Genomic DNA, 22255 nt, shown 5'->3' with positions numbered 1-22255 from the left:
ACAAAATATGAAGATCAAACCCTTATATACTTTTTTAAGTATCTTCATTTTAGCGCTAAGTATTGCACTTTTATTAGGGGTTCAACAACTTAAAAACTCTTTTGAACACCAGATTAAAAATAATTTAGCAGGAGTTGACTTAGTGATTGGGGCAAAGGGTAGTCCGCTGCAATTAGTAGTGTCTTCAGTACTACATTTAGATAATCCTACAGGAAATATACCTTATGATGAAGCCCAAAAAATAAGAAAAAATCCGATGATCAAAAAAGCAGTTCCTATTTCTTATGGAGATAATTACAAAGGGTATCGTATTGTTGGAACTACGTCAGAGTTTATAGCTCTTTATGGCGCATCATTACAAAAAGGAAATCCTGTACAAAAACCTATGGAGGTTGTCTTGGGGTATCTAGTGGCAGAGAGGCTTTATCTCAATATAGGAGACACTTTTTTAAGCTCTCATGGATTGATTGAAAATGAGATAGACGTACATTCAGATGAATTAACAGTAGTAGGGATTTTAACCCCAACTCAAAGAGTGATTGATCGATTAATTATTACTAATTTAGAAAGCATATGGCAAGTACACGATCATGACGACCATGACGAGGAAGAGGAAGCAGAAGAACATGCTGAAGATCATGACCACGATGATCATGACGGAGAAGAGGAAGCAAAAGAACATGTTCAAGGTGACGACCACGATAATCATAATAGCCATGATCAACATCAAGAAGAGAAGGAGATCACCTCGCTTTTGATCTTGTTTAGAAACCCCTCGGCTCTTTTAACTTTTCCGAGAAACATCAATAAAAACACCAATATGCAAGCGGCGTTGCCAAAATATGAATTAGATAGATTATATCAGTTTCTGGGGGTTGGATTTAAAACCGTTTCTTGGATTGCCTACTTAATCCTTATCATTTCCGGGCTTACTATTTTTATCAGTTTGTATAAAATGGTAAAAGAACGTGCTTTTGATCTTGCACTTCTAAGAACATATGGAGCTAGCAATGTGCAACTCATTAAGATTATAACTTACGAAGGGTTGTTAATCGTAGGTTTTGCATTTGTAGTTGGTTTTTTTGTTCTAAAAATAGCACTACATTATATTTTGAATGTTTTAGATGGTACAAAACAGCAAAACATTTTACAAAATTTACCGTTTGAGCAACTATTATATCCGGTAAGTTTAGTTTTGTTGATAACAATTTTGTCAATTTTGTTAGCGATTCGTCCGATTATGAAAATGAGTATATCAAGTATTTTAAGCCGTGAAAAATAAAATTTTAGTTACTATCATCCTTTTATTGAGCTTGGGAGCCTTTGCCCAAAAGAAAATTACTTGGAAAGATCTATCAAAGGTAAAGTTTGTAGATAAATATTTTCCTGGTTATGATCAGTCTTTTTTGTACCCTAATTTTTCACAATCGATAAAAAGTTTAGAGGGAAAAAAGGTTACGATCACAGGGTATTTTCTAAATATTGACCCGAAAGGAAAACTATATATTCTATCTAAAGGTCCAATGTCTGCTTGCTTCTTTTGTGGAATTGGTGGGCCAGAAACTGCAATAGAATTAGAGTTTTTATCCAAACCTGTTTTCAAAACTGATGATATTATTACTGTTACCGGGGTTTTAAAACTCAATAGTGAAGATGTTGATCACTTTAATTATATTCTTACAAAAAGCGAAGGAACATTGGTTGATTAACGAAATGCTTCGGTGTGAGTTTTGAGAATGTGAGGACTATCAATGGGATTAGGTCTAAGGATTGAGGTATAAAGAGTACGATGTGCTGTCAGTCTGAGCTTGTTGAAGATAGTCTGAAAACAGTAACGTTAAAAATAAATGTACGTCTCCCTGAACTCGATTCAGGGTCACACAAGGAGAGAAACAACCCTAGTGGGATGTTGATCGAGTTTAGCATTACAGATTATTTCGCTAATGTATTAGCGCTATATCTTTTCCTATCTGATATCCAATCATAAATATTAATAGTGTTGTAAAGCAACTCCAAAGAACAATTTCTACAGTTTTGGTTTTCATTTTCTTCATATAATATAAGGTTTTAGATTAGTGCATTGCTCCTGCATAGTCATATCCTATAGCAAAAAATAAAGAAAATAGCGCTACTGTTATAAATGAGAGCCATAGGATCGTATCTGGTGTAATAAGACTTAATTCTTTAGTAAGGTCTTTTATAAAATCTTTCATAGTTTTTGTTTTTTAAAATGGTAATACAATTCCCAGATTACCCACAAAAACACCTGCTTTATAAGAAGCAAAAAGTAATAAAAGGATTAACCAAGGGATGTTATTAGCAATTTCTTTTTTCATGTTCGTTTTATATTGATGGATTTAATGTTTTACCAAGTCTATTAACAAAATATATTTATGTTTTTAAAAAACGGTACCTTCTTTTTTAGCCTTGATTAGAACAGCTGTAACCATTAGTACTAAAGCAAAAGCAAAAGTACTAAGATATAATATTGGAGAAAGTCCAAGTGTAAATAACATCATGCCAATAACTGATATAATACTACCCAAACCTAACATATATGATTCATTTATTTTTTTCATAATTTGATTTTTAAAATTAACTTATATGCTTATTAAAAATATGACTGTTTATTATATGAGTGTCGTAACGAAGCAAAATGTTACCTTCTCTTACTCTATTTAATAAATGAATTCAAAGAAGTTTGTTTTTTCTAATTCATATTCTTCACAATGTAGTGAAAGGATTAACAAAATTTAGAACAGTACTTTTTTAAAAAAACTTATCTCCCAAAATAGTCATAATACCTCTCAGCATGTTGCTCATATCGTTTGATAAGGTCGATATTTTTCTTTTCTATACTGGTAAGTTGATCTCTGATATCAGTAGATATAGGAATATACCATTCTATTTGGCTATCAAAAAAGTATCGCATCTTACGGTTTTTGAAAGAATACCCATGCCTGGCATAGATAAGATTGCGTAGTACTTCTAATTCTCCTTTGTTTAGGTTTTCTACATCGGTATTGTTGAGTGTTTGGGTAGAAGCGTTGAGTTTGCCAATGACTTTGGGATTGATCGCTTCCATTTCTCCATTTTCATCTAGTTGAGAGTTTGATAAACTTAGGTTGTAGTCATATTCGACATTAAAATCCAAATTTAATTCTGGCTCATATGTAAATTCTTTTTTATTGAGGTCATATTTTCTTTTGGGCACTGCAAGGTTTTTATCATTTGCAATCCAGATACCGGTAATTGTATTTTTTTCTGAAGAGATCGTAAATTCAAAAATACCATCATACTTGTTATCTCCAGGTTCGGTAACTTTTACAGAAAGTGTTTCTACATCTATAATCCCCTTAAAAGGTCTTGAGTTACCTGCAACTACAGAATGACCATGTATAGAATCGTTCTTTATGGCATCGATAGCAATATTAATTTTATTGCTAAAAGATCCCTTTTTTTCATATACATTTTCATAATCATCGGCATTAAAACTACCAACATAGTACCCTAGTAGTTCAGTGTGATCTCCAGTCGGTTTTGGTGTATCATTGATACTTTTTTTGGTTTCGATTTTTTTTTGGCTAGGTGTCGTCTCTGTTATGGTATCTTCTATTGTATCGGTTTGTGGTTTGTTTTCTTGTTTACAAGAAAGTATTAGCAACGACGCGAGGGTAAAAAGGATCAGGTTTCTCATTTTTTGATATATTTTTGAATGATGATTTCTGCAATAATAAGATTTAATACCCAACCTAACCAGGCGACTATCTGATATACATCCATAGGGCGAGGTTGAAATATTAGAACAATCAGATATTTCCATAATCGTAAAGTTATGGCAGAAAGGGTTAATGCAAAACTTCTGATTGCAAAAATTTGATGCTTACGATATTTTTTTTGAGTTAGTGCCAGTAGTGATTGCAAACTAAACCAAAACCAACCTAAAGCCAATAAACAAAATGCTAATTGAGACCAAAATCCACCATTGGCATAATACCCTATGATTAATCCTGATGGAGCTGCAAATACGATAATAGAGACCAAATACAACCATCCTATACCTTTGTGTAGCCGCGCATAGTTGACCCGTATTTTTGTTGAAAATTGTGTAAACCCTGCCAGAAGTGAAAATATTGAAAAAAAGACATGAATATAAAAGGCAATCTTGTAATGTGTAAAGCGGATATATTGTTGTTTTATTCTCAAAAAGGCAACGTCAAAATCAATAGGAAAATACTGTAACGTGATTTTTAACATCAAAAAACAGAAGAAAGTATATATTAGAAGAAGTAAAAAGTGATATGTAGTTGTTTTATACATAAATAAAAACCTCAACAAATATATGAAGAGGTTTTTTATAAAAATTATTTTTTTACAGTCTTAATTATAAATCAAAACCAATATCTACACCAAGTTTTTTGGCAATAAGGGCATTGATTCTGTTTTTGAGCTGAGGTATTTTTACGCTTTCTAAGACATTATTAGCAAATGCGTACATAAGAAGTGCTTTAGCTTCTTTTTCTCCAATACCACGCGATCTCATGTAGAATAAAGCATTGTCATCTAATTGTCCAATAGTACACCCATGTGAACATTTTACATCATCGGCAAAAATCTCCAGCTGAGGTTTAGAATTAATCGTAGCTTTATCACTCAATAAGATGTTATTATTGGATTGAAAAGCATTTGTTTTTTGTGCTTCTTTATTCACAATAATTTTTCCATTGAAGACTCCTGTTGATTTTTCATCAAAGATACCTTTATAATCCTGATGACTCTCGCAATTAGGCTCTGTATGGTGTACAAGGGTATTATGGTCTACATGCTGTTTTTCTTCAAGTATAGTTACCCCATTCAAGATAGAATCGATCCCTTCTCCTTTTTGATAAAAGTTCAGGTTATTACGTGTAATATTTCCTCCAAAAGCAAATGTATGTACAGACGCAACACTTTGTGCTTGCTGCTCAATGTATGTATTGTCTATCAAAGATGCGTTTTGATTATCATTTTGAATCTTGTAATAGTCTACAATAGCTCTTTTGTCTACAAAAATCTCTGTAACAGAATTCGTAAGTACAGGATTGTCTGTCAAACTCTGGTGACGTTCGATGATCTGAACGTGCGAGTTTTCTTCTACAACAATCAAGTTTCGCGGTTGTAGCATTTGTGCAGCCTCATTACCGGTAGAAAAATGAATAATCTGTATAGGCTTGTCTGCTAATTTGTTTTTTGGGATATAAATATATGCACCTTCTTTTGAAAAAGCTGTATTGAGCGATGTAAGACCATCCTGACGTGCTATCTTGTTAAAATAATTATCGATAACAGCCCTGTATTTGTCATACGTCAATGCAGATGACATCAGGCATACATCTATTTTTTCGTGTGTAGTTTCTGAAAGATGAGAAGAATATTTACCATCTATAAAAACAATCTTGTAGGTATCAAGATCATGTAAGAAATATTTCTTGATATCCTTAAATTCTATAGCATTTTCTTCTTTAGGAAAAATACTATAATCATGTTTAAGAACTGTATTGAGAGAGGTATATTTCCAAGCTTCTTCTTTTTTGGTAGGAAATCCTTTTTCTTCAAAAGTCTTGATAGCTTGGCTTCTTATGTCATGAACAGTATCATCTACATTTATCGTGTTTTCGAAAGCCAGAAAAGAAGACACTAATTTTTCTTTCAAATCCATAATCTTATTTCTTAATTGTTTGTTGCTTGTAATCTGATTGTAGCATTATTGTGATCAAAAATGCTTTATCGGATTATGCATTTATCTCTTCTTTGATCCAGTCGTATCCTTTTTCTTCTAATTCTAAAGCTAATTCTTTTGTGCCAGACTTTACGATTTTACCATCATACAGTACGTGTACAAAATCAGGAACAATATAATCTAGCAATCTTTGGTAGTGTGTAATCACTACAATTGCGTTATTTTCATTTTTAAGCTTATTTACACCATTAGCAACAATACGCAGGGCATCGATATCAAGTCCAGAATCTGTTTCGTCTAGGATTGCCAGTTTTGGCTCCATCATCGCCATTTGGAAGATCTCGTTACGTTTTTTTTCTCCACCAGAGAATCCTTCGTTTAATGATCTAGATAAGAATTTACGGTCGATTTCTAAAAGCTCTGATTTTTCGCGTATTCTTTTGAGCATATCTTTGGCAGGCATCTCTTCTAATCCTTGTGCTTTTCTAGTCTCATTAATCGCTGTTTTCATAAAATTGGTTACCGTAACACCAGGGATTTCTACAGGATATTGAAAGGATAAAAATACCCCTTTGTGCGCACGCTCTTCTGCTGCAAGTTCTTCTATATCTTCACCAGCAAGAAGGATGCCTCCTTTGGTAACTTCATATTCTTCTTTACCGGCAATAATATTAGCCAATGTACTTTTTCCGGCTCCATTTGGACCCATGATCGCATGTACTTCTCCTGCATTAACATTCAAGTTAAGGCCTTTTAGAATTTCTTTATCTTCGACACTAGCGTGTAAATCCTTTATTTCTAACATTGTTTTATCATTATTTTATCTCTTTTTGGAGATATATAAAAATTCTATGTTTGTTTTTGTTCTCCTAAAAAAATTAGGTCTTTGTCAAATCAATATTTATTGTTGTTCTTCAGTCGACTTAATCTTTGTCGGTAATTCTGAAGTTGGGGCGCTAACCCCTATAATTTCTTTTATTTCTACAATTTCTTCCCAACCTTGTTCTGGGTTTTGTTTGATCACCCCTTTTACAACTACAGGTACCATATCGTACTCTTCTCTTTGTAAAGGGATTACTTTTTTGGCAAGTTCTCTGGTGAGATCATCGATCATTACACCATAAATAAAATCTTCGCCTTTTATAACAGCAGCATCATCGATAAGGATAAATTCGCCACGTATAATATCATATTCCTCACTTTTTTTATCGGATTTACATGAAAATATGAACAGATTTAATACAATTAGAATACATAATTTTTTCATTAATGCCGGTTTGAGTTTGATGGTTTGATCATATTACCCAACAGAACCTTCTAGTGAAATCTCTAGAAGTTTTTGTGCCTCTACAGCAAATTCCATAGGTAATTTATTTAAAACCTCTTTACTAAAACCATTGACAATCAATGCAATTGCTTTTTCTGTATCAATTCCACGTTGGTTGCAGTAAAATATTTGGTCTTCACCTATTTTACTCGTAGTAGCTTCATGTTCTATTTGAGCTGTTTTGTTTTTTGCTTCTATGTAAGGAAACGTGTGTGCACCACATTCATTGCCCATCAATAATGAATCACATTGTGAAAAATTACGTGCATTGGTCGCTCTACTATTTATTTGCACCAGTCCTCTATAGCTATTTTGAGATTTTCCGGCAGAGATACCTTTGGATATAATGGTACTTTTGGTATTCTTACCTAAATGAATCATTTTGGTTCCTGTATCGGCTTGCTGAAAATTATTGGTCACAGCAATAGAATAAAACTCTCCTACTGAATGATCTCCTTTAAGTACACAAGATGGATATTTCCAGGTAATAGCTGATCCTGTTTCTACTTGGGTCCAGGAGATTTTTGCATTGGTTTCGCAAAGCCCTCTTTTGGTTACAAAATTATAAACACCCCCATGTCCTTCGGCATTACCAGGATACCAGTTTTGTACTGTAGAATATTTGATCTCTGCATCATCTAGTGCGATCAGCTCTACTACTGCTGCGTGTAATTGATTCTCGTCTCTTGATGGAGCAGTACAACCCTCTAGGTAACTTACATAACTCCCTTGGTCTGCAATAACCAAAGTACGCTCAAATTGACCTGTACCGGCTTGATTGATTCTAAAATAGGTAGAAAGTTCCATTGGGCAGCGTACACCTTTTGGGATGTAACAAAAAGAACCATCACTAAATACAGCAGAGTTTAACGCTGCATAAAAGTTATCTTTTTGTGGTACAACAGATCCTATATATTTTTTAATTAGCTCTGGATGTTCTTGGATTGCTTCAGAGATTGAGCAGAAGATAATTCCTTTTTCGGCAAGGGTTTCTTTGAAAGTGGTGGCTACAGATACCGAATCCATTACGATATCTACAGCTACTCCTGCAAGTTTCTTTTGCTCTTCTAAAGAAATACCAAGCTTTTCAAATGTTTCTAGTAATTCTGGATCTACTTCATCTATACTATTGTATTTAGGCTTTTTATTTGGAGCCGAATAGTAAGAAATATCTTGAAAATCAGGTTTCTTGTAGTTCACATTTGCCCATTCGGGTTCTTCCATTTCTTTCCATGCATGAAACGCCTGAAGCCTCCATTCTGTCATCCACTCGGGCTCTTCTTTTTTCTTAGAAATTGCACGAACTATATCTTCATTAAGACCAACAGGAAAAGTATCAGATTCTATATCGGTATAAAATCCATACTCATATTCTTTGGTCTCTAATTCTTTCTTTAAATCATCTTCTGTATATGCCATTGTTCTTTTTCCTTAAAGCAGGGTTTTTTTTCAGTTAAAGTGAGAAACTCTCTCCACAACCACAAGTTCTACTTGCATTGGGGTTATTAAATACAAAGCCGGTACCATTTAATCCTCCAGAATATTCTAGAGTAGTACCAATGAGATATAGAAAACTTTTTTTATCAACAATAATTTTTATTCCATTATCTTCAAAGACCTTGTCACCTTCTGCCTGTTCTTTATCAAACTTCAAATCATATGATAGACCGGAACAACCTCCACTTTTTACGCCTACACGAACATAATCTGAAGTAGAGTTATAGCCGTCTTCTGTCATTAATTCGATGACTTTATTTTTTGCTATGTCTGATACTTTAATCATGTTTTTTTATAAATAGATTAATTCTAAATCGCTACAAATATACTACATAAGTAGTTTTGTTTTACAATTCCTAACATATATATAACAAATGTAAAAATAGGCGCTGCCTATACTAGCAGATTACAGGCCATTACTTGCAATACAATAACCAGAGTTTCTATCATTGTCAAAAGTACTATAAGAAGAAGAAAAAAGTTCTTGATAACGATGTTCATGAACCATAAAAAGTGTAAAATACAAAGTATCTTTTGTGTTTTTTGAAATGTGCTTTTTAACCCGAAATGATATTTTTCTTCTCTGTAAATACGACTCAAATTCCTAAAAAAGACTTATAACTAAAATCGATGATGTAAATATAGATTAAAATCAAATGTAGAACTGTTGAGAAATAATAAGGTCAGATGTTTGCAAGTGCTCTATCATGAATGCTATAATTTAATTTGAAAAATGATAGGATTGAAAATAGAATCTTGTCTACCTTTGCAAAATGATTGAAGATAAAAATACATCAAAGACACAACTTTCTGATTTAGGTGAGTTTGGGTTAATAGATCACTTGACCAAGAATTTTAAAATTCAGCAAGAAACTACTGTGCTGGGAATTGGTGATGATGCTGCAGTACTAGATTTTAAACAAAAGCAATGTGTACTTACCACAGATTTATTGATAGAAGGGATTCACTTTGATTTATCATACGTACCACTTAAGCATTTGGGATATAAAGCAGTTGTTGTAAATCTATCTGATGTATATGCTATGAATGCTAAAGCTACACAAATAACGGTTTCTATAGCGGTATCCAATAGATTTCCTCTAGAGGCATTAGAAGCGTTATATTCTGGTATAGAAACTGCAGCAAAAATTTATGGTATAGATTTAGTAGGAGGGGATACCACATCTTCGACAACAGGACTTATTATAAGTATTACTGCCGTAGGGCATGCCAATCAAGAAGAATTAGTGTACCGTAGTGGTGCAAAGGAAAATGATCTTTTGGTAGTTACAGGGGATTTGGGAGCTGCATACCTTGGACTTCAGGTACTAGAGAGAGAAAAAGAAGTTTTTAAAGTAAATCCAAATTCGCAACCAGATCTTGATCAATATACATATATTATAGAAAGGCAATTAAAACCTGAGGCTCGCAAAGATATCCCTCAACTTCTTAAAGCACTAGAGGTAAAACCTACCAGCATGATTGATATTAGTGATGGTTTGTCTTCTGAAGTAATACATTTATGCACCCAATCTAATGTTGGGGCTAATGTGTATGAAGAAAAATTACCTCTAGACCCAACGGTAATATCAACTTGCGAAGAGTTCAAATTAAATAGTACCACTGTGGCACTTAATGGAGGAGAAGATTACGAACTATTGTTTACAATTCGTCAAGAAGATTTTCCGAAAATAAAGGCAAATCCTAACTTAACTGTTATTGGTCATATAACAGATCAAGATAGTGGAATAGGATTAGTAACAAGAGCTAATGAAAAGATTAGAATGACTGCACAGGGATGGAATCCTATAAAAGAATAATAAAGAACTAAAACTGATTAAGAAGCTACTTGAAGGGTAGTATTTGTATTTGAATTCTTGTTTCTTGCTAATTTTTTGGCATGAACCATAGCAAGAGCTGTATTAATTTCTTTTAATTTGGGTGTCATTACCTCAAGTTTTCCTTTGCTGTTTGTAGTTACAATCTCACCGCAGCAAGAACATTTATATTCTTTAATATGATGAGTAACATTTTTTGAAAGTACATAATTGTGTCCAAAAATAGAACAACGGATTTTTGTGAAGGAAAATACGGAGTTTGGGGTGGTTTTTTCCATAGTATCTAGGGGGTTAAAATGTCATAAAAAAACTTTAATGATTCATTATCAGTACAATAATAATATTTTTTTGTCGATTAACAATATTTTTGTAAGAAAATTTCTTTAAAATGTACAAATTTTAAGACAATAATATATTTTTTTGTGTTTTTTGTCTTTAAAAACAAGTTTTTTGTCTGTTTATTTTAAAAATGTACTGATTTATTTTTATGATAAATTAAATATACTTTTAAGAAGAAAAACCTTTTATAAAGTGCTGTAATTCTGAGATATAATCATCTCTGTTTTCTAGATAAGACATATGTCCTCCATCAAAACTAACAATTTTTACATTATGTTGATGTGCTTCTTTAACAGATTGATCGTAAGAAATTACTGAATCCTTGATGCCTGCAAAAATAATTTTTGGTACGGTAAGAGAAGACAAAAGAGAACTTCTGTCTTTTCTAATTTTCATCCCCTCTAATGCTGCAATGATACCTTGCACAGGCATATTTGATGCTTGATTTTTTAAATTGTTGATGTGAGATAAAAATTCAGATCTGTTTTTTTGAGCAAATAGGTTGGCAATAGCCATACTAGTATAAGCGTTTGGAGTTTTTTTGACAATAGCTATTGCTTTGCCTCTGTTTATTTTTCGCTCTTGATTATCAGGAAGCGCTGTAGAATTGAGTAGTGCTAACCCTGAGATTTTTTGTAAAAATAGTTCTGCATAGGCCAAAGCTACATATCCACCCATAGAGTGGCCTACAATTACAAAGGGTTCTAATTGCAAGTGTTGTACGACTGCATCTACAGCTTCTGCCATTGTTTCCATAGTATGAATATAACCCATGCACTGTGTGCCCCCATGCCCTAACAAGTCAATAGCAATACAGGTATAGTCGTTTGACAGCTCAGAAAATGTATCTTGCCACATCGAAGCGTTTTCTAAAAACCCATGTAAAAAGAGTATAGGGGAACCTTTACCGGCGATAAGGTATTTTATTTTTATCCCTTTGTATGCTAATATCATTCTGAAAGTTTATTTTTAGCGGCATAAACCTAGGTAAATGAGATTTAATAAAGAAACTTTTATTGCGGGATTTGCTTTGTTCTCTATGTTTTTTGGAGCAGGAAACTTGATGCTACCCCCACTTTTAGGACTTAAGGCTGTAGATAACTGGCACCTTGTTGCTTTGGGTTTTGTGATTTCTGCGGTATTTATTCCTTTGCTTGGTATTTTTGCTCATGCACGTTTGCAAGGTACAATGATGGATTTTGCAAAAAAGGTATCACCAACTTTTAGCCTGGTATATTGTATTATTGTATATATCATCTCTATTGCATTGCCTTCTCCCAGAACCGCTTCGGTAACTCACGAAATGGCAATTCAACCTTTTTTTGGTACCAGTGCTTTGTTAACCAGTACTCTCTATTTTGCTTTGGTATTGGTTTTTGCTCTTAATCGTTCAAAAGTTCTCGACGTACTAGGAAAGTTTCTGTCTCCAATCATATTTATAGTAGTATTAAGTATTATCTGTATTGGTATTTTTTCTGTTGAAATACCAATAGAGGGCATTTCTGAATTTGAAACACCAATTGTTAGTGGGTTACTAGAAGGATATCAAACTTTTGATGCTATAGGCGCTGTGGTAGTTGGTGGTGTGGTCATTATTTCATTGAGAATAAAAGGAGAACATAATTTTGAGCGCAACCGAAAACTGATTATTAAATCAGGAGTTGTTGCCGGTATTGGGTTGTTGATTATTTATGCCGGGATGATTTATAATGGAGCATTATTTCACTCAGAATTTGAATCTAGTGTGAGTCGTACTACACTACTTTCGGGATTGAGTTTAAAGACTTTGGGTAGTATCGGAAAAGTTTTTCTCAGTATTTTGGTAAGCCTTGCCTGCTTTACCACTGCAGTAGGGATTGTTACAGGTACGGCAGATTTTATAAAAGGGATCTTGTATGATTCTAAAAGGGCATATGTTATCACGGTGATTTTGGGCTGTATTTTGGGTGTACTTATGGGGCAGTTTGATGTACATTACATTATCTATGTCGCTGTACCAGCACTTATGTTTATTTATCCTATTACGATTATTTTGATTGTATTAAACATTTTATCTGAAAAATATACATCCTCACTGGTATTTAAAGCGGTAGTGATTATTACCATTGTTTTTAGCATTCCCGATTTTTTGAAGTCAATAGGTTTAGATGATTTTACAACACCAATTCTAGATATTCTTCCATTGGGAAGGTATAGTCTGGCATGGCTACTACCATCTTTACTAACATTATTAGTAACTAATTTGTATTTATCCTTAAAAGGAACAAGTAAATAGATTACTTGTTATACTTTGTTTATTGGAGAAGTATTTATAGTCTAATTTAAGGTAGCGATCCACCAGGTATTACCAAAAGGATCTTGAAAACCTGCTCCTCTGGCTCCATAATCTTCTTCCATGGGTTTCATAAGTGATTTTGCGCCTGCATCTATTGCATCAAAATAAGTTTGATCTGTATCTTTTACATACACGTACATAGATCCCGGATGCGCAGGAAAATTTTTGGAAGCTTCTGCAAGTAAAAGGGTACTGTCTCCTATTTTAATTTCAGAATGTTGAATCCTATTATCTGTATCAAGATTTCTTACCATTTCTTGCGCATGAAAAATTTTACGAATAAAGTCAATAAAATCTTCAGCTTTTTCTACTACCAAATATGGCATAGCCTGCTGGTGACCAGCGGTTATTTTCATTCGTTGCATAACAATTAAAGGGGGTTTTTAATACTTCTTAACGATCGAAGTATATAAAATATTCTACCAACCTCATTAAAATGTTATTTTTGGTTCTCTTTTAGACTTATCCTGAAGTGTTTATTGGTTGTCAGAAGCATACCACTCTGCATATGATGTTTCGGTTTCTTGAAGTTTTAGTGAGTGTAACTTTATAGTATCAGGTAGTTTTTTCTGAATTTTTTCTGCAAAATCAAGAACCATATTCTCACTAGTGGGTTGATAATCCACTAAGATAACATTGTGACCTCTGGTTTCTAGTTCTCTTGCAAGTTCGACATGAGGCGTATTTTTATTAAATACTGTTGCATGGTCAAATACATCTTCAATATCTTCTTTTACAATCTTTTTTAAATCTCCAAAGTCAATAACCATTCCTAATTTTACGTGCGAAGTATCTGTAATAGGAGTACCAATTACAGTAACACTTAGCTTGTAGCTATGACCATGAACATTTTTACATTTACCATCATAACCATACAAAGCATGACCGGTTTCAAAAGAAAATTGCTTGGTAATACGAATTTTGCTCATTGCCTATATTATAATTTTCGGCAAAGTTAAGGAAGATTCTAATGAACTTGCATGAACCAAAGAATTATTCATCAAAAAATTACAAGGAAATTTAAGTTCTGCATATCAATAAGATGTTAAAGTTTTAAATACTGAAATAAACCTTGACTAATTTGAAAGTAGAGTTCACTCATTTATGCTATCTAGATATTCAATTATATAATAGTTTTAATTCTTCAATAACCAGTATTAAATGAAAAAGAGTTTGGGCAAAAAAAAACTAACAGTTATGTTTATTTTAATTTGTAGAATATCATATTCTCAGGTCGAAATTAATGGATATGTAAAATCTTCAATAACTCAGTTAAGACCAATTTCTGATGTTTATATCCAAGAATTGAAAAGTAGCAAATCAAATCTGAAAAATACTTTAATGGTCGATAGTACAGGTTTTTTTCAAATTAAAAATCTTGAACTCAATAGATCTTATATAATCGAAATTTCTGCTTTTGGTTATAAAAATCAAAAATGGAACAACAAAGATTATTTTAACGCTTGAAGCCATTTGTAAATATAATAAAGACCTAGCTGAAAAAGATTGGAAAAATGGAAAACCAAAATTACTTCTGGTTGGTTCAATTGTACCAATAGCGAACTCTCTTTCTGACAAAAAATTTGAGAGAAAATATAAGATTGAATATTTTGACTTTGGATGTACACCACCAATTCAAGAATGTATTAAAGCTTATAATGAACGTATTTTTCAGCTAATGGATAGAAAATATGGTGTAAAATGGAGAAAAAAAGTACGTTCTGATGTTAAATATCTAAAGAAGACATTAAACAATAACAGATAAAGTAAGATGTTAAAGTTTTAAAAAAGTGATTTTTTGACAATAGGTAGTCTCTCTAATTAACTTATTTTTGAATTGTATTTGGGGAAATACATATCTTAAGGAAGTAAGTTAATTCAATTTGATATTACTTAATTAGATGATTACAAGCTTTGGGGGAAAATAATGAGAAATCATTATTATAGTTTGTGTAGTTGGGATACCGGGTAACTTTTAGTTGTTGTTGCCCGGTATTATTTTTTAAATTTCTTAAGGCTTTTTTTACTAAAATCAGATAAGATTAATTCTCCAGAAATTTCTGCTCTTTGTAAAAGTAGTTTATCCCAGTTTTCGGTACCTTCCCATCGTATTTTTTTCATTTGTTGTGTAGCCTGAGGGTTATAACTTGCTATTTTTTCTGCAAAAATTTGAGTTTCTTTATCCAATTCTGTAATGGATTCAAAAACACGATTAAACAATCCTTTTTCTTTTGCCCAATATGCTGTTTGCCATTGTGTAGCATCCCAAGCTAATGTAGCAAAAGCACCGTCGCCTATCTTTTTGGAAACTACAGGTTCTATTACAAATGGGCCAATACCTATAGTGAGTTCACTAAGTTGTATTGATGCTGCTTCGGTAGCAAGACAATAGTCGCAAGCGGCAACAATTCCTACACCTCCTCCAACAGTTTTACCTTGGATTCGTCCTATAATTGGCTTTTTGCATAAGCGCATTGCATTAATAACATGGGCAAATCCATAAAAAAAATGTTTTCCTTCATCAAAGTTTGTTATTGATAACAATGCTGTAAAAGAAGCACCTGAACAAAACATACGATCTCCTTCAGACTTTAATATGATTACTTTTACAGTATCATCTTCAGACAGTTGTCTAAAAGCGTTAGAAAGTCTTTGTAATAATTCTAAAGGAAAAGAATTGCTAGCTGGGTGACCAAACTCTATGGTTGCAATTGAATTTTGGATAGCTGTATATAGACTACCGTTGGATTGTGGTATCATTTTTGATAAATATTTGAGATAAAAATAATCAAATACTAAAGGATTTGAAAGACTTGATGTAACGATGTATTAGAAACCAGGTCTTTAGTACAAGATTATATAGAATACTTTATGAAATGGAACAATTTTTTATAAAAAATAAACTTCGTATAGGCTTCATCTTAATTCTAATATATATGCCTTTGCTTATATTTATCCTGTTATAAGCGGTAAAAACTTTTTTCTGAATTTAATCAATAAAGCTATTCCTCTAAAAAGAGCCCATACCATAAATGAAATCCATATTCCGTAAAGTTTTAGATCAAAATAGTTACAGATATACAAAGAAGGGATAAAACCTAAGAATGTTGCTCCTAGTAGTACATTTCTTAGATACTTCATCTCACCAAGCCCTTTAAATATCCCATCCAAAACAAATGCAAGTCCATTGATTGGTTGTACAAGAAGTACAATAAAAAATATGCTGTAGAACGTATCGAGTACAACCACCTCGCTTGTAAATATTTTCCCGATAGGTGCATAGAATATAAATCCAAATACAGCAAGAATTAAACTTACACCTATACCATAGAGAGATACTCGTTTTGCTAACTGCCATAAGAGTTTGTATTGTTGTGAACCTAATAGTCTTCCGCCCAAAATATTACCGGCACCCCCATACCCATCTATAAAGAAAGCAGTAAACATCCATATATTCATTGCAATGGTATATGCAGCAATATATTCATCGCCATAAGAAGTAGCATTAGAAGCTGCAAAATACAAAGCTGTATTTAAAGCTATAGATCTTACAAAAAGGTTAAGGCTCATGGTTATTAATCTCCCTAATTCTTTATTAATCGGAAAACGAAGTCTAAGAGTAACATTTGTTTTGGTTACGAGGAGAAAAAATACAATAATTGCCATAAGCATTTGTGATAATAAACTCGCCCAAGCAGCACCCTGAATACCCATCGGATCAATGATGGTGTCTATACCATATACAAGAATAAAATCTAAAACAATATTGGTTACTGCACCGATTAGGGCAACAATCATGGGCCAGAACGTGTTTTGAAGTCCTCTAAAAATTCCAAAAACAGCAAAAGTAAACAGTGTTAAGGGAAATCCCCATACTCTTATATCGTAATAGATGACACAGTATTCTAATATTTTTCCTGAAGCATTGTATAATCTAAAAATATCTTCGACAAAAAAAATGGTTGATACCAACACAAAAATACTTAGCAATATATTGAAGAATATTGCCTGAGCAGGAAGTGTTTTGACTTCTTCGATTTTACCGGCGCCAAGATATTGAGAGATAATGGCAGATATTGCACTACGAGTTTGTCCTAAAATCCATATCAAAGCAGATAAGAATGAGCCAACAATACCTACAGCAGCCAAAGACTCGGTACCATATTGTGGAATATTACCAACAATTGCAGTATCTGTAATAGATAGCAAAGGTTCTGCTATACCAGCAATAATGGCAGGAATAGCCAAGCGATTTATATTTTTAAAACTGATAATGTTGCTCATAAAACTAGCTCATAACAATGAAAAGGGTATTCACTTTGTTTTGGGAAATAGATATCAGACAAACGTTGATATCCTCGAGTTTCATAAAACTTAATATTTCGTTGATTTTGGCTAAATGTATCTAACCTAATTGATTGATAATTGTTGTCTTTTGCATAGTTTTCTCCAAAATCCATAAGCTGTTGTGCGTACCCTTTGCCCCAGTATTCTGGATGAATTGCTAAGCGGTGTATATATAGATTATTGTTGTTCTGAGTTATCCATGTTACAGATCTATACTCTTCATCTATAATCTCGGTAAGCACAATCGTACCTATAATTTGACCTTGTTTTTCTAGTATATATAATTCTTGCAGTTCTATATCTTTTTGAAACTTTTCTTTGGTAGGGTAATGCTCATTCCATTGATAGATTCCTATTGCAATCATTGCGGTGCCACAAGCTTGAGATAATAAGTATATAGAGTCTAAATCAGATAGTTTTGCTTTGCGAATCATAGATCAAATATATAAACAAAACCTATATACAATTATGGTTTTATAATAAACTTATGTTTTGTAGCGGATTTTACAAAATTCTTGTATTTTTGGTTAAATATAAATGGGGATGTAGCTCAGCTGGCTAGAGTGCTTGACTGGCAGTCAAGAGGTCGTGGGTTCGAGTCCCATCTTCTCCACTAATGATAGTTATGTTCTATGGGGTACAGTTTCCTAAAATACAGGTTGTGAACATTTAATCTGCATGCACAATTAATCAAATTCACTTTTCTTACATAAAGAAAACAACAGAATTTTTATAGAAATACAAATTAAATCAAATTGATATTAAAATATTTTTATTACATTTGTACTGTAACAAAAATTATTTCAGTATAAAATTGGTTAAAAGTAAATTTTCCATATCGCTTCATATAATGACTTTGTTAGCTTATTATTCTGATGAGTGGCATACTTCTGCCCTTATTGCTGAAAGCCTGAATATCAATCCGGTTTTGGTACGAAAAGAATTAAAAGCTCTTAAAGAAAAAGGGTTAGTAGAAAGTAAAGAAGGGAAAAATGGAGGTGTAAGATTAGGAAAATCGGCAAAGAATATTACACTAGCCGATATTTTTGAAGCTGCCAAAGGAAGTACCCATGTACTTAATCTATCCAATAATATCCCAGATGCAACTTGCAAAATCGGAGGACAAATTAACGAAAAATTACTATTGATGTTTAATGATATTGATGATGCGATTGTAAATATTTTGAAACCTCAAACTTTAGAAGCATTTAAAAATCAGTTTTAGTTTTTTTTATACTAAACTGTAACAATTTAGATAACAGTAAAGAATTTGATATGAATAAATCTATTAAAATTAACGACCTAACGATCTTTTACAGAGAATCAGGTGTGCAAAACAAAGAAACTATTTTATTTCTTCACGGAAACCCTACATCATCTCATATGTATAAAGGTTTGATGAGTCTATTAGAAGATAAGTACCATGTTATTGCTCCGGATTATCCAGGCTACGGTTTTAGTGATAGGCCCCGGGTATCAGAATATGAATATTCTTTTGATAACATTAGCAATACAATGAACCAATTTATTGATAAACTTAACCTTAAGAACTTCTATCTTTTTATGCAAGACTATGGGGGACCAATAGGGTTTCGTATTGCTACACGACGACCAGAATTGATTAATGGACTAATTATCCAAAACGCCAATGCTTATACAGAAGGTTTTGGAGAATGGGCCATAAAAATAGGAGAGTATATTCAAAATAATAATTTAGAACAACTCAATGCATACAAAAAGCATTTGGTAAGTTTAGAAGGACTCAAAGAACAATATGTAACTGGAGCCAAGGATGTGAGTTTAATTGATCCTTCTTCTTACTTCTTAGATTATGCTTTTTTACAAAGACCGGGTGTACAAGAGTTATTCTTGACTCTTTTTGATAATTACGGAACCAACTTTGAAAAATATGAAGAATGGCAACATTATTTAAAAACATACCAACCGCCTACCCTTGTGGTTTGGGGTTCTAATGACAAGTTTTTTAGTAAACCTGGAGGTGAAGCCTATGCTAAAGATTTAAAAGATGTAGAAATACATTTTTTTGATGGCGGACATTTTATGCTAGAAGAGTATGCAAAGGATGTATCAGTATTAATTAAAAACTTTATAAAATAAAAATAGATAAAATGAAAGTATTTGTAACAGGAGCCACAGGGTTTCAAGGAGGAAGTATTGCTCAAGCATTATTAAATGAAGGTCATCAAGTAACAACACTTAAAAGAGACTCTAATATTGGGATGCCGCCAATAGAGGGAATAGAAACAATAAAAGGAGGATTGGATAGCCAAGAATCCTTAGCTCAAGCTATGAAAAATGCGCAAGCCGCAGTGTACTCTTTTCCTCTTATTTTTGATATGGAACTGGCTAAAGCTTACACAGCAAATTTTATTGCCGCTGCCAAACAGGAAAAAGTAGAAGTAATCATTTTTAATACTACGTTTCATTTAGCAAAAGAAGAAACAGGTTTTTTAGCACTTGATCTAAAAGTTGCGATGAAAAAACTATTCGACCAATCCAGTTTAAATGTCATTACACTAGCACCAGATATATATTTGGATAATATTGCTGCGCCATGGTCTATACCGGTTATCTTAGAACACAAAGTTGTATCTTACCCATTAGCTTCGCATAAAAAAAATCCCTGGATCAGCCATCACGATTTGGCTAAGTATGTAGTAAAAGCAATTGCCAAGCCCGAATTGAGCGGGCAAACACTTCCCATTGGAGGAAATCTTGTTACCGGAACCGAAATCACTGCAGCGATTTCATCCAAAATAAATCAAAAGCTTCATTTTGTAGAAGTTCCCGTAAATGAATTTGAGCAACAACTCGAACCAGGATTTGGAGCGCTGGCTGCAAGAGAAATTTCTAATCTTTATCGATATGTAGAACAGTATCATACAGATTTTACAAATAAAGACTTTACAAACACAAATGAGCTTCTAGGTATCGAACCACAACCCCTGAATGAATGGGTGGATTCTATAAACTGGAATTTATCCTAAAGATATTTTATTTAAGAAAAAGGAAGTTAAGCTAATTTTCAAACTTGGGTGACATGAAAAAAACGTATTTCCACGAAGGGGAATTAGAGATTCAGAATAAGTACAATGCCTACCATGATCCAACACTTGTAGAGCGGTTATTAAAAGATAACATTGTAGATCAACTGATTCCTTTTATAGAAAAACAGTCTACTGTTATTTTATCTTCTTTAGATACAGACTATAATATATGGGCTTCTATGCTTGTTGGTGAAAACGGGTTTATTAAAGTAAAAACATCTAAAAAGGTAATTATTTATTTAGATAAATTAAAGACGACTCAGAAAGATATTCTCTTTAAAAATATTCGTCCACAATCCAATATTGGAGTATTATTTATTGATACTGTGACTAGAACCAGATATAGGCTAAATGGCAGTGCATCGTTATTTTCAGACAGAATAGAAATTACTGTAGTAGAGGCTTACCCTAATTGCCCAAAGTATATTCAACAACGAGTACCTGTATTTTCAGACACACCTTCAGAACTTGAGACAAGAGAATCAAAAGGAGATGTGCTAAACAATGATCATAAGCAGTTGATAAAAGAGGCTGATACCTTTTTCTTAGGTAGTATGAATAAAGAGGGTGACATGGATGCTTCTCACAGAGGTGGTGCCACAGGTTTTGTAGAAATATTAGCGGATGGAACATTAAAAATTCCCGATTATATAGGTAACAATCTGTTTAATACATTGGGTAACTTTCTTCAGGTTTCAAAAGCAGGTTTATTATTTGTTGATTTTGAAAAAGGACATTCTTTACAACTTACAGGGAGTACAGAATTGGTTTTTGATCAAGAACAAGAAAAAGATATAGAAAAAACAATGGGAACAGGACGTTACTGGTTATTTAAAACCACACAATGGATACAAACCGAGTTTCATCATAAAATAGATTGGAAGTTGATTAGCTTTTCACCATTCAATCCGGAAAACGTAAAAAAATGAATGAAAGTTTAGTAAAAGAAGTCAGAAATGCTTTAGATCAATGGCTAGAGGCATTTAATAATAATGATATAGAAGCATTAATGTCTGTATATGATTCTGAAATTGTATATGCCAATAGTGCCAAACCTATTGAGATAGGAATACCAATGGTAAAAGAAGGTTTTATAAAAAGTTTTGGCATAAAACCAAAGGTTTTTTTCAAAGAAGAACAAGCGATCGCTGTAGATGACCTCGGTTATATAGCAGGACAATTTAGAGTAGCAGGTACCAGCCCCGAGGATGGTAGTGCAGTTGGAGAGTCAGGTCGTGTAGTCGTCATTTTTAGAAGAAACGAAGTTGGCGAATGGAAATTAGTATTTGATATGGACAATCGTCCGCCAGATGTAACAATATAGAAAATGAATGAAATGATAACAAGAAAAGCAATGCGACCAAGAGATGTCGCTAACCAAATTAGTGAATGTATTACAGAAGGTAATATGGAAAATATCTTAGATTTTTTTCATTCAGATTATCTTATGTCTTTTCCTCCAACTGAATCGCCAAAATCTGGTCTAGACACTATAAAAACAAGTTTTCAACCTTTTATTGATGCAAAAGCCAAACTTATAAGTAATGTAACCGGAGAATTGATTAATGGGGATATTGCTCTATTACAGGCTGATTGGAGTATTGTCGACACACAAGGAAATGTTATGGGAGAAGGAGCCTCTACAGAAGTACTTAAACAAAGAGAAGACGGTTCTTGGCAGTATTTTATTGATTGTCCTTTAGGACTTCCTTTGATCAATAAGTAGTGTCTTAAGTTTAACTATTTCAATCCTATCAATACTGATTACGCTAGAAATAGAATTGT

28 protein-coding genes and 1 tRNA gene are annotated in these 22255 nt (G+C 33.0%); 13 read left to right on the top strand and 16 right to left on the bottom strand.

Going from position 1 to position 22255, the window contains the following annotated elements:
- The first annotated feature begins 7 nt into the window (after positions 1-7).
- Complete coding sequence (locus FHK87_RS09530) at positions 8-1282, top strand: ABC transporter permease (protein ID WP_226294171.1); 1275 nt, start codon at positions 8-10, stop codon at positions 1280-1282.
- Complete coding sequence (locus FHK87_RS09525; RefSeq protein ID WP_140592442.1) at positions 1272-1709, top strand: hypothetical protein; 438 nt, start codon at positions 1272-1274, stop codon at positions 1707-1709. The genes FHK87_RS09530 and FHK87_RS09525 overlap by 11 nt, the downstream gene beginning before the upstream one ends.
- A 363-nt stretch (positions 1710-2072) precedes the next feature.
- On the opposite strand, the gene FHK87_RS26175 is transcribed toward FHK87_RS09525, so the two are convergent.
- The 9 genes from FHK87_RS26175 to FHK87_RS09485 all read right to left on the bottom strand — a co-directional run bounded on the left by FHK87_RS26175 (position 2073) and on the right by FHK87_RS09485 (position 8829).
- Complete coding sequence (locus tag FHK87_RS26175; protein ID WP_226294170.1) at positions 2073-2213, bottom strand: hypothetical protein; 141 nt, start codon at positions 2211-2213, stop codon at positions 2073-2075.
- A 186-nt stretch (positions 2214-2399) separates the two neighbouring features.
- The gene (locus FHK87_RS09520) at positions 2400-2579 is read right to left on the bottom strand and encodes a hypothetical protein (RefSeq protein ID WP_140592441.1); all 180 of its coding nucleotides are present in this window, start codon (positions 2577-2579) and stop codon (positions 2400-2402) included.
- Positions 2580-2779: 200 nt separating this feature from the next.
- Entirely contained in the window at positions 2780-3697 is a 918-nt protein-coding gene (locus FHK87_RS09515) for a YARHG domain-containing protein (protein WP_226294169.1), read from the bottom strand.
- Positions 3694-4257 carry a DUF2306 domain-containing protein gene (locus FHK87_RS09510; protein WP_140592439.1) on the bottom strand — a complete coding sequence of 188 codons (564 nt, stop codon included), beginning with the start codon at positions 4255-4257 and terminating at the stop codon, positions 3694-3696. The genes FHK87_RS09515 and FHK87_RS09510 overlap by 4 nt, the downstream gene beginning before the upstream one ends.
- Before the next feature lie 127 nt (positions 4258-4384).
- Positions 4385-5698 carry a Fe-S cluster assembly protein SufD gene (gene sufD / locus FHK87_RS09505; RefSeq protein ID WP_140592438.1) on the bottom strand — a complete coding sequence of 438 codons (1314 nt, stop codon included), beginning with the start codon at positions 5696-5698 and terminating at the stop codon, positions 4385-4387.
- Between the two features lie 73 nt (positions 5699-5771).
- Positions 5772-6524, bottom strand: a complete 753-nt coding sequence (gene sufC / locus FHK87_RS09500) for a Fe-S cluster assembly ATPase SufC (RefSeq protein ID WP_140592437.1) — start codon at positions 6522-6524, stop codon at positions 5772-5774.
- A gap of 96 nt (positions 6525-6620) precedes the next feature.
- A complete protein-coding gene (locus FHK87_RS09495; protein ID WP_140592436.1) occupies positions 6621-6986 on the bottom strand; it encodes a hypothetical protein in 366 nt (121 codons plus the stop codon).
- Between the two features lie 33 nt (positions 6987-7019).
- Positions 7020-8465: a Fe-S cluster assembly protein SufB gene (sufB, locus tag FHK87_RS09490; protein WP_140592435.1), complete on the bottom strand. Its 1446-nt coding sequence runs from the start codon at positions 8463-8465 to the stop codon at positions 7020-7022.
- Between the two features lie 34 nt (positions 8466-8499).
- Positions 8500-8829 carry a HesB/IscA family protein gene (locus tag FHK87_RS09485; protein WP_140592434.1) on the bottom strand — a complete coding sequence of 110 codons (330 nt, stop codon included), beginning with the start codon at positions 8827-8829 and terminating at the stop codon, positions 8500-8502.
- Positions 8830-9316: 487 nt separating this feature from the next.
- On the opposite strand from FHK87_RS09485, the gene thiL reads away from it, so the two are divergent.
- Positions 9317-10363 carry a thiamine-phosphate kinase gene (gene thiL, locus FHK87_RS09480; RefSeq protein WP_140592433.1) on the top strand — a complete coding sequence of 349 codons (1047 nt, stop codon included), beginning with the start codon at positions 9317-9319 and terminating at the stop codon, positions 10361-10363.
- 17 nt (positions 10364-10380) lie between these two features.
- On the opposite strand, the gene FHK87_RS09475 is transcribed toward thiL, so the two are convergent.
- Both FHK87_RS09475 and FHK87_RS09470 read right to left on the bottom strand, forming a co-directional pair.
- Complete coding sequence (locus tag FHK87_RS09475) at positions 10381-10659, bottom strand: hypothetical protein (protein WP_140592432.1); 279 nt, start codon at positions 10657-10659, stop codon at positions 10381-10383.
- A 229-nt stretch (positions 10660-10888) separates the two neighbouring features.
- The gene (locus tag FHK87_RS09470) at positions 10889-11674 is read right to left on the bottom strand and encodes an alpha/beta fold hydrolase (RefSeq protein WP_140592431.1); all 786 of its coding nucleotides are present in this window, start codon (positions 11672-11674) and stop codon (positions 10889-10891) included.
- 37 nt (positions 11675-11711) lie between these two features.
- Here FHK87_RS09470 and brnQ point away from each other — a divergent pair, with 37 nt between their 5' ends.
- Entirely contained in the window at positions 11712-12995 is a 1284-nt protein-coding gene (brnQ, locus tag FHK87_RS09465) for a branched-chain amino acid transport system II carrier protein (protein ID WP_140592430.1), read from the top strand.
- A gap of 41 nt (positions 12996-13036) precedes the next feature.
- On the opposite strand, the gene FHK87_RS09460 is transcribed toward brnQ, so the two are convergent.
- Positions 13037-13420 carry a VOC family protein gene (locus tag FHK87_RS09460; protein ID WP_140592429.1) on the bottom strand — a complete coding sequence of 128 codons (384 nt, stop codon included), beginning with the start codon at positions 13418-13420 and terminating at the stop codon, positions 13037-13039.
- A 111-nt stretch (positions 13421-13531) separates the two neighbouring features.
- Entirely contained in the window at positions 13532-13984 is a 453-nt protein-coding gene (locus FHK87_RS09455; RefSeq protein WP_140592428.1) for a 6-pyruvoyl trahydropterin synthase family protein, read from the bottom strand.
- A gap of 268 nt (positions 13985-14252) precedes the next feature.
- Here FHK87_RS09455 and FHK87_RS09450 point away from each other — a divergent pair, with 268 nt between their 5' ends.
- Both FHK87_RS09450 and FHK87_RS09445 read left to right on the top strand, forming a co-directional pair.
- Positions 14253-14522, top strand: coding sequence for a hypothetical protein (locus FHK87_RS09450; protein WP_140592427.1), 270 nt, complete (start codon positions 14253-14255; stop codon positions 14520-14522).
- Positions 14473-14820 (top strand): FEKKY domain-containing protein, encoded by a 348-nt coding sequence (locus FHK87_RS09445; RefSeq protein WP_140592426.1) that lies wholly within the window; start codon positions 14473-14475, stop codon positions 14818-14820. Before FHK87_RS09450 ends, FHK87_RS09445 begins: the two co-directional genes overlap by 50 nt.
- A 230-nt stretch (positions 14821-15050) precedes the next feature.
- Here the strand turns inward: FHK87_RS09445 and FHK87_RS09440 are convergent, their stop codons facing one another.
- The 3 genes from FHK87_RS09440 to FHK87_RS09430 form a co-directional block, all read right to left on the bottom strand.
- Positions 15051-15815 (bottom strand): enoyl-CoA hydratase/isomerase family protein, encoded by a 765-nt coding sequence (locus tag FHK87_RS09440; protein ID WP_140592425.1) that lies wholly within the window; start codon positions 15813-15815, stop codon positions 15051-15053.
- A 192-nt stretch (positions 15816-16007) separates the two neighbouring features.
- Positions 16008-17339, bottom strand: a complete 1332-nt coding sequence (locus FHK87_RS09435) for an MATE family efflux transporter (RefSeq protein ID WP_140592424.1) — start codon at positions 17337-17339, stop codon at positions 16008-16010.
- Positions 17336-17836: a GNAT family N-acetyltransferase gene (locus FHK87_RS09430; protein WP_140592423.1), complete on the bottom strand. Its 501-nt coding sequence runs from the start codon at positions 17834-17836 to the stop codon at positions 17336-17338. The genes FHK87_RS09435 and FHK87_RS09430 overlap by 4 nt, the downstream gene beginning before the upstream one ends.
- A 105-nt stretch (positions 17837-17941) precedes the next feature.
- Between FHK87_RS09430 and FHK87_RS09425 the strand changes: the two genes are divergently transcribed.
- The 7 genes from FHK87_RS09425 to FHK87_RS09395 all read left to right on the top strand — a co-directional run bounded on the left by FHK87_RS09425 (position 17942) and on the right by FHK87_RS09395 (position 22196).
- A tRNA-Ala gene (locus FHK87_RS09425) sits at positions 17942-18015 on the top strand.
- Between the two features lie 168 nt (positions 18016-18183).
- Complete coding sequence (locus FHK87_RS09420; RefSeq protein ID WP_317133541.1) at positions 18184-18627, top strand: Rrf2 family transcriptional regulator; 444 nt, start codon at positions 18184-18186, stop codon at positions 18625-18627.
- A gap of 50 nt (positions 18628-18677) precedes the next feature.
- Complete coding sequence (locus FHK87_RS09415) at positions 18678-19520, top strand: alpha/beta fold hydrolase (RefSeq protein ID WP_140592421.1); 843 nt, start codon at positions 18678-18680, stop codon at positions 19518-19520.
- An 11-nt stretch (positions 19521-19531) separates the two neighbouring features.
- Positions 19532-20410, top strand: coding sequence for an SDR family oxidoreductase (locus FHK87_RS09410; protein ID WP_140592420.1), 879 nt, complete (start codon positions 19532-19534; stop codon positions 20408-20410).
- Between the two features lie 53 nt (positions 20411-20463).
- A complete protein-coding gene (locus FHK87_RS09405) occupies positions 20464-21399 on the top strand; it encodes a PNPOx family protein (RefSeq protein WP_140592419.1) in 936 nt (311 codons plus the stop codon).
- On the top strand, positions 21396-21794 hold the full coding sequence (locus FHK87_RS09400; RefSeq protein ID WP_140592418.1) for a YybH family protein: 399 nt from the start codon (positions 21396-21398) through the stop codon (positions 21792-21794). The genes FHK87_RS09405 and FHK87_RS09400 overlap by 4 nt, the downstream gene beginning before the upstream one ends.
- A gap of 12 nt (positions 21795-21806) precedes the next feature.
- On the top strand, positions 21807-22196 hold the full coding sequence (locus FHK87_RS09395; protein ID WP_140592417.1) for a YybH family protein: 390 nt from the start codon (positions 21807-21809) through the stop codon (positions 22194-22196).
- Positions 22197-22255 lie beyond the last annotated feature (59 nt).

Origin of the sequence: Aquimarina algicola (assembly GCF_006443095.1) — a bacterium.
Taxonomy (GTDB): domain Bacteria; phylum Bacteroidota; class Bacteroidia; order Flavobacteriales; family Flavobacteriaceae; genus Aquimarina; species Aquimarina algicola.
This window is presented reverse-complemented; position numbering and strand designations above follow the sequence as displayed.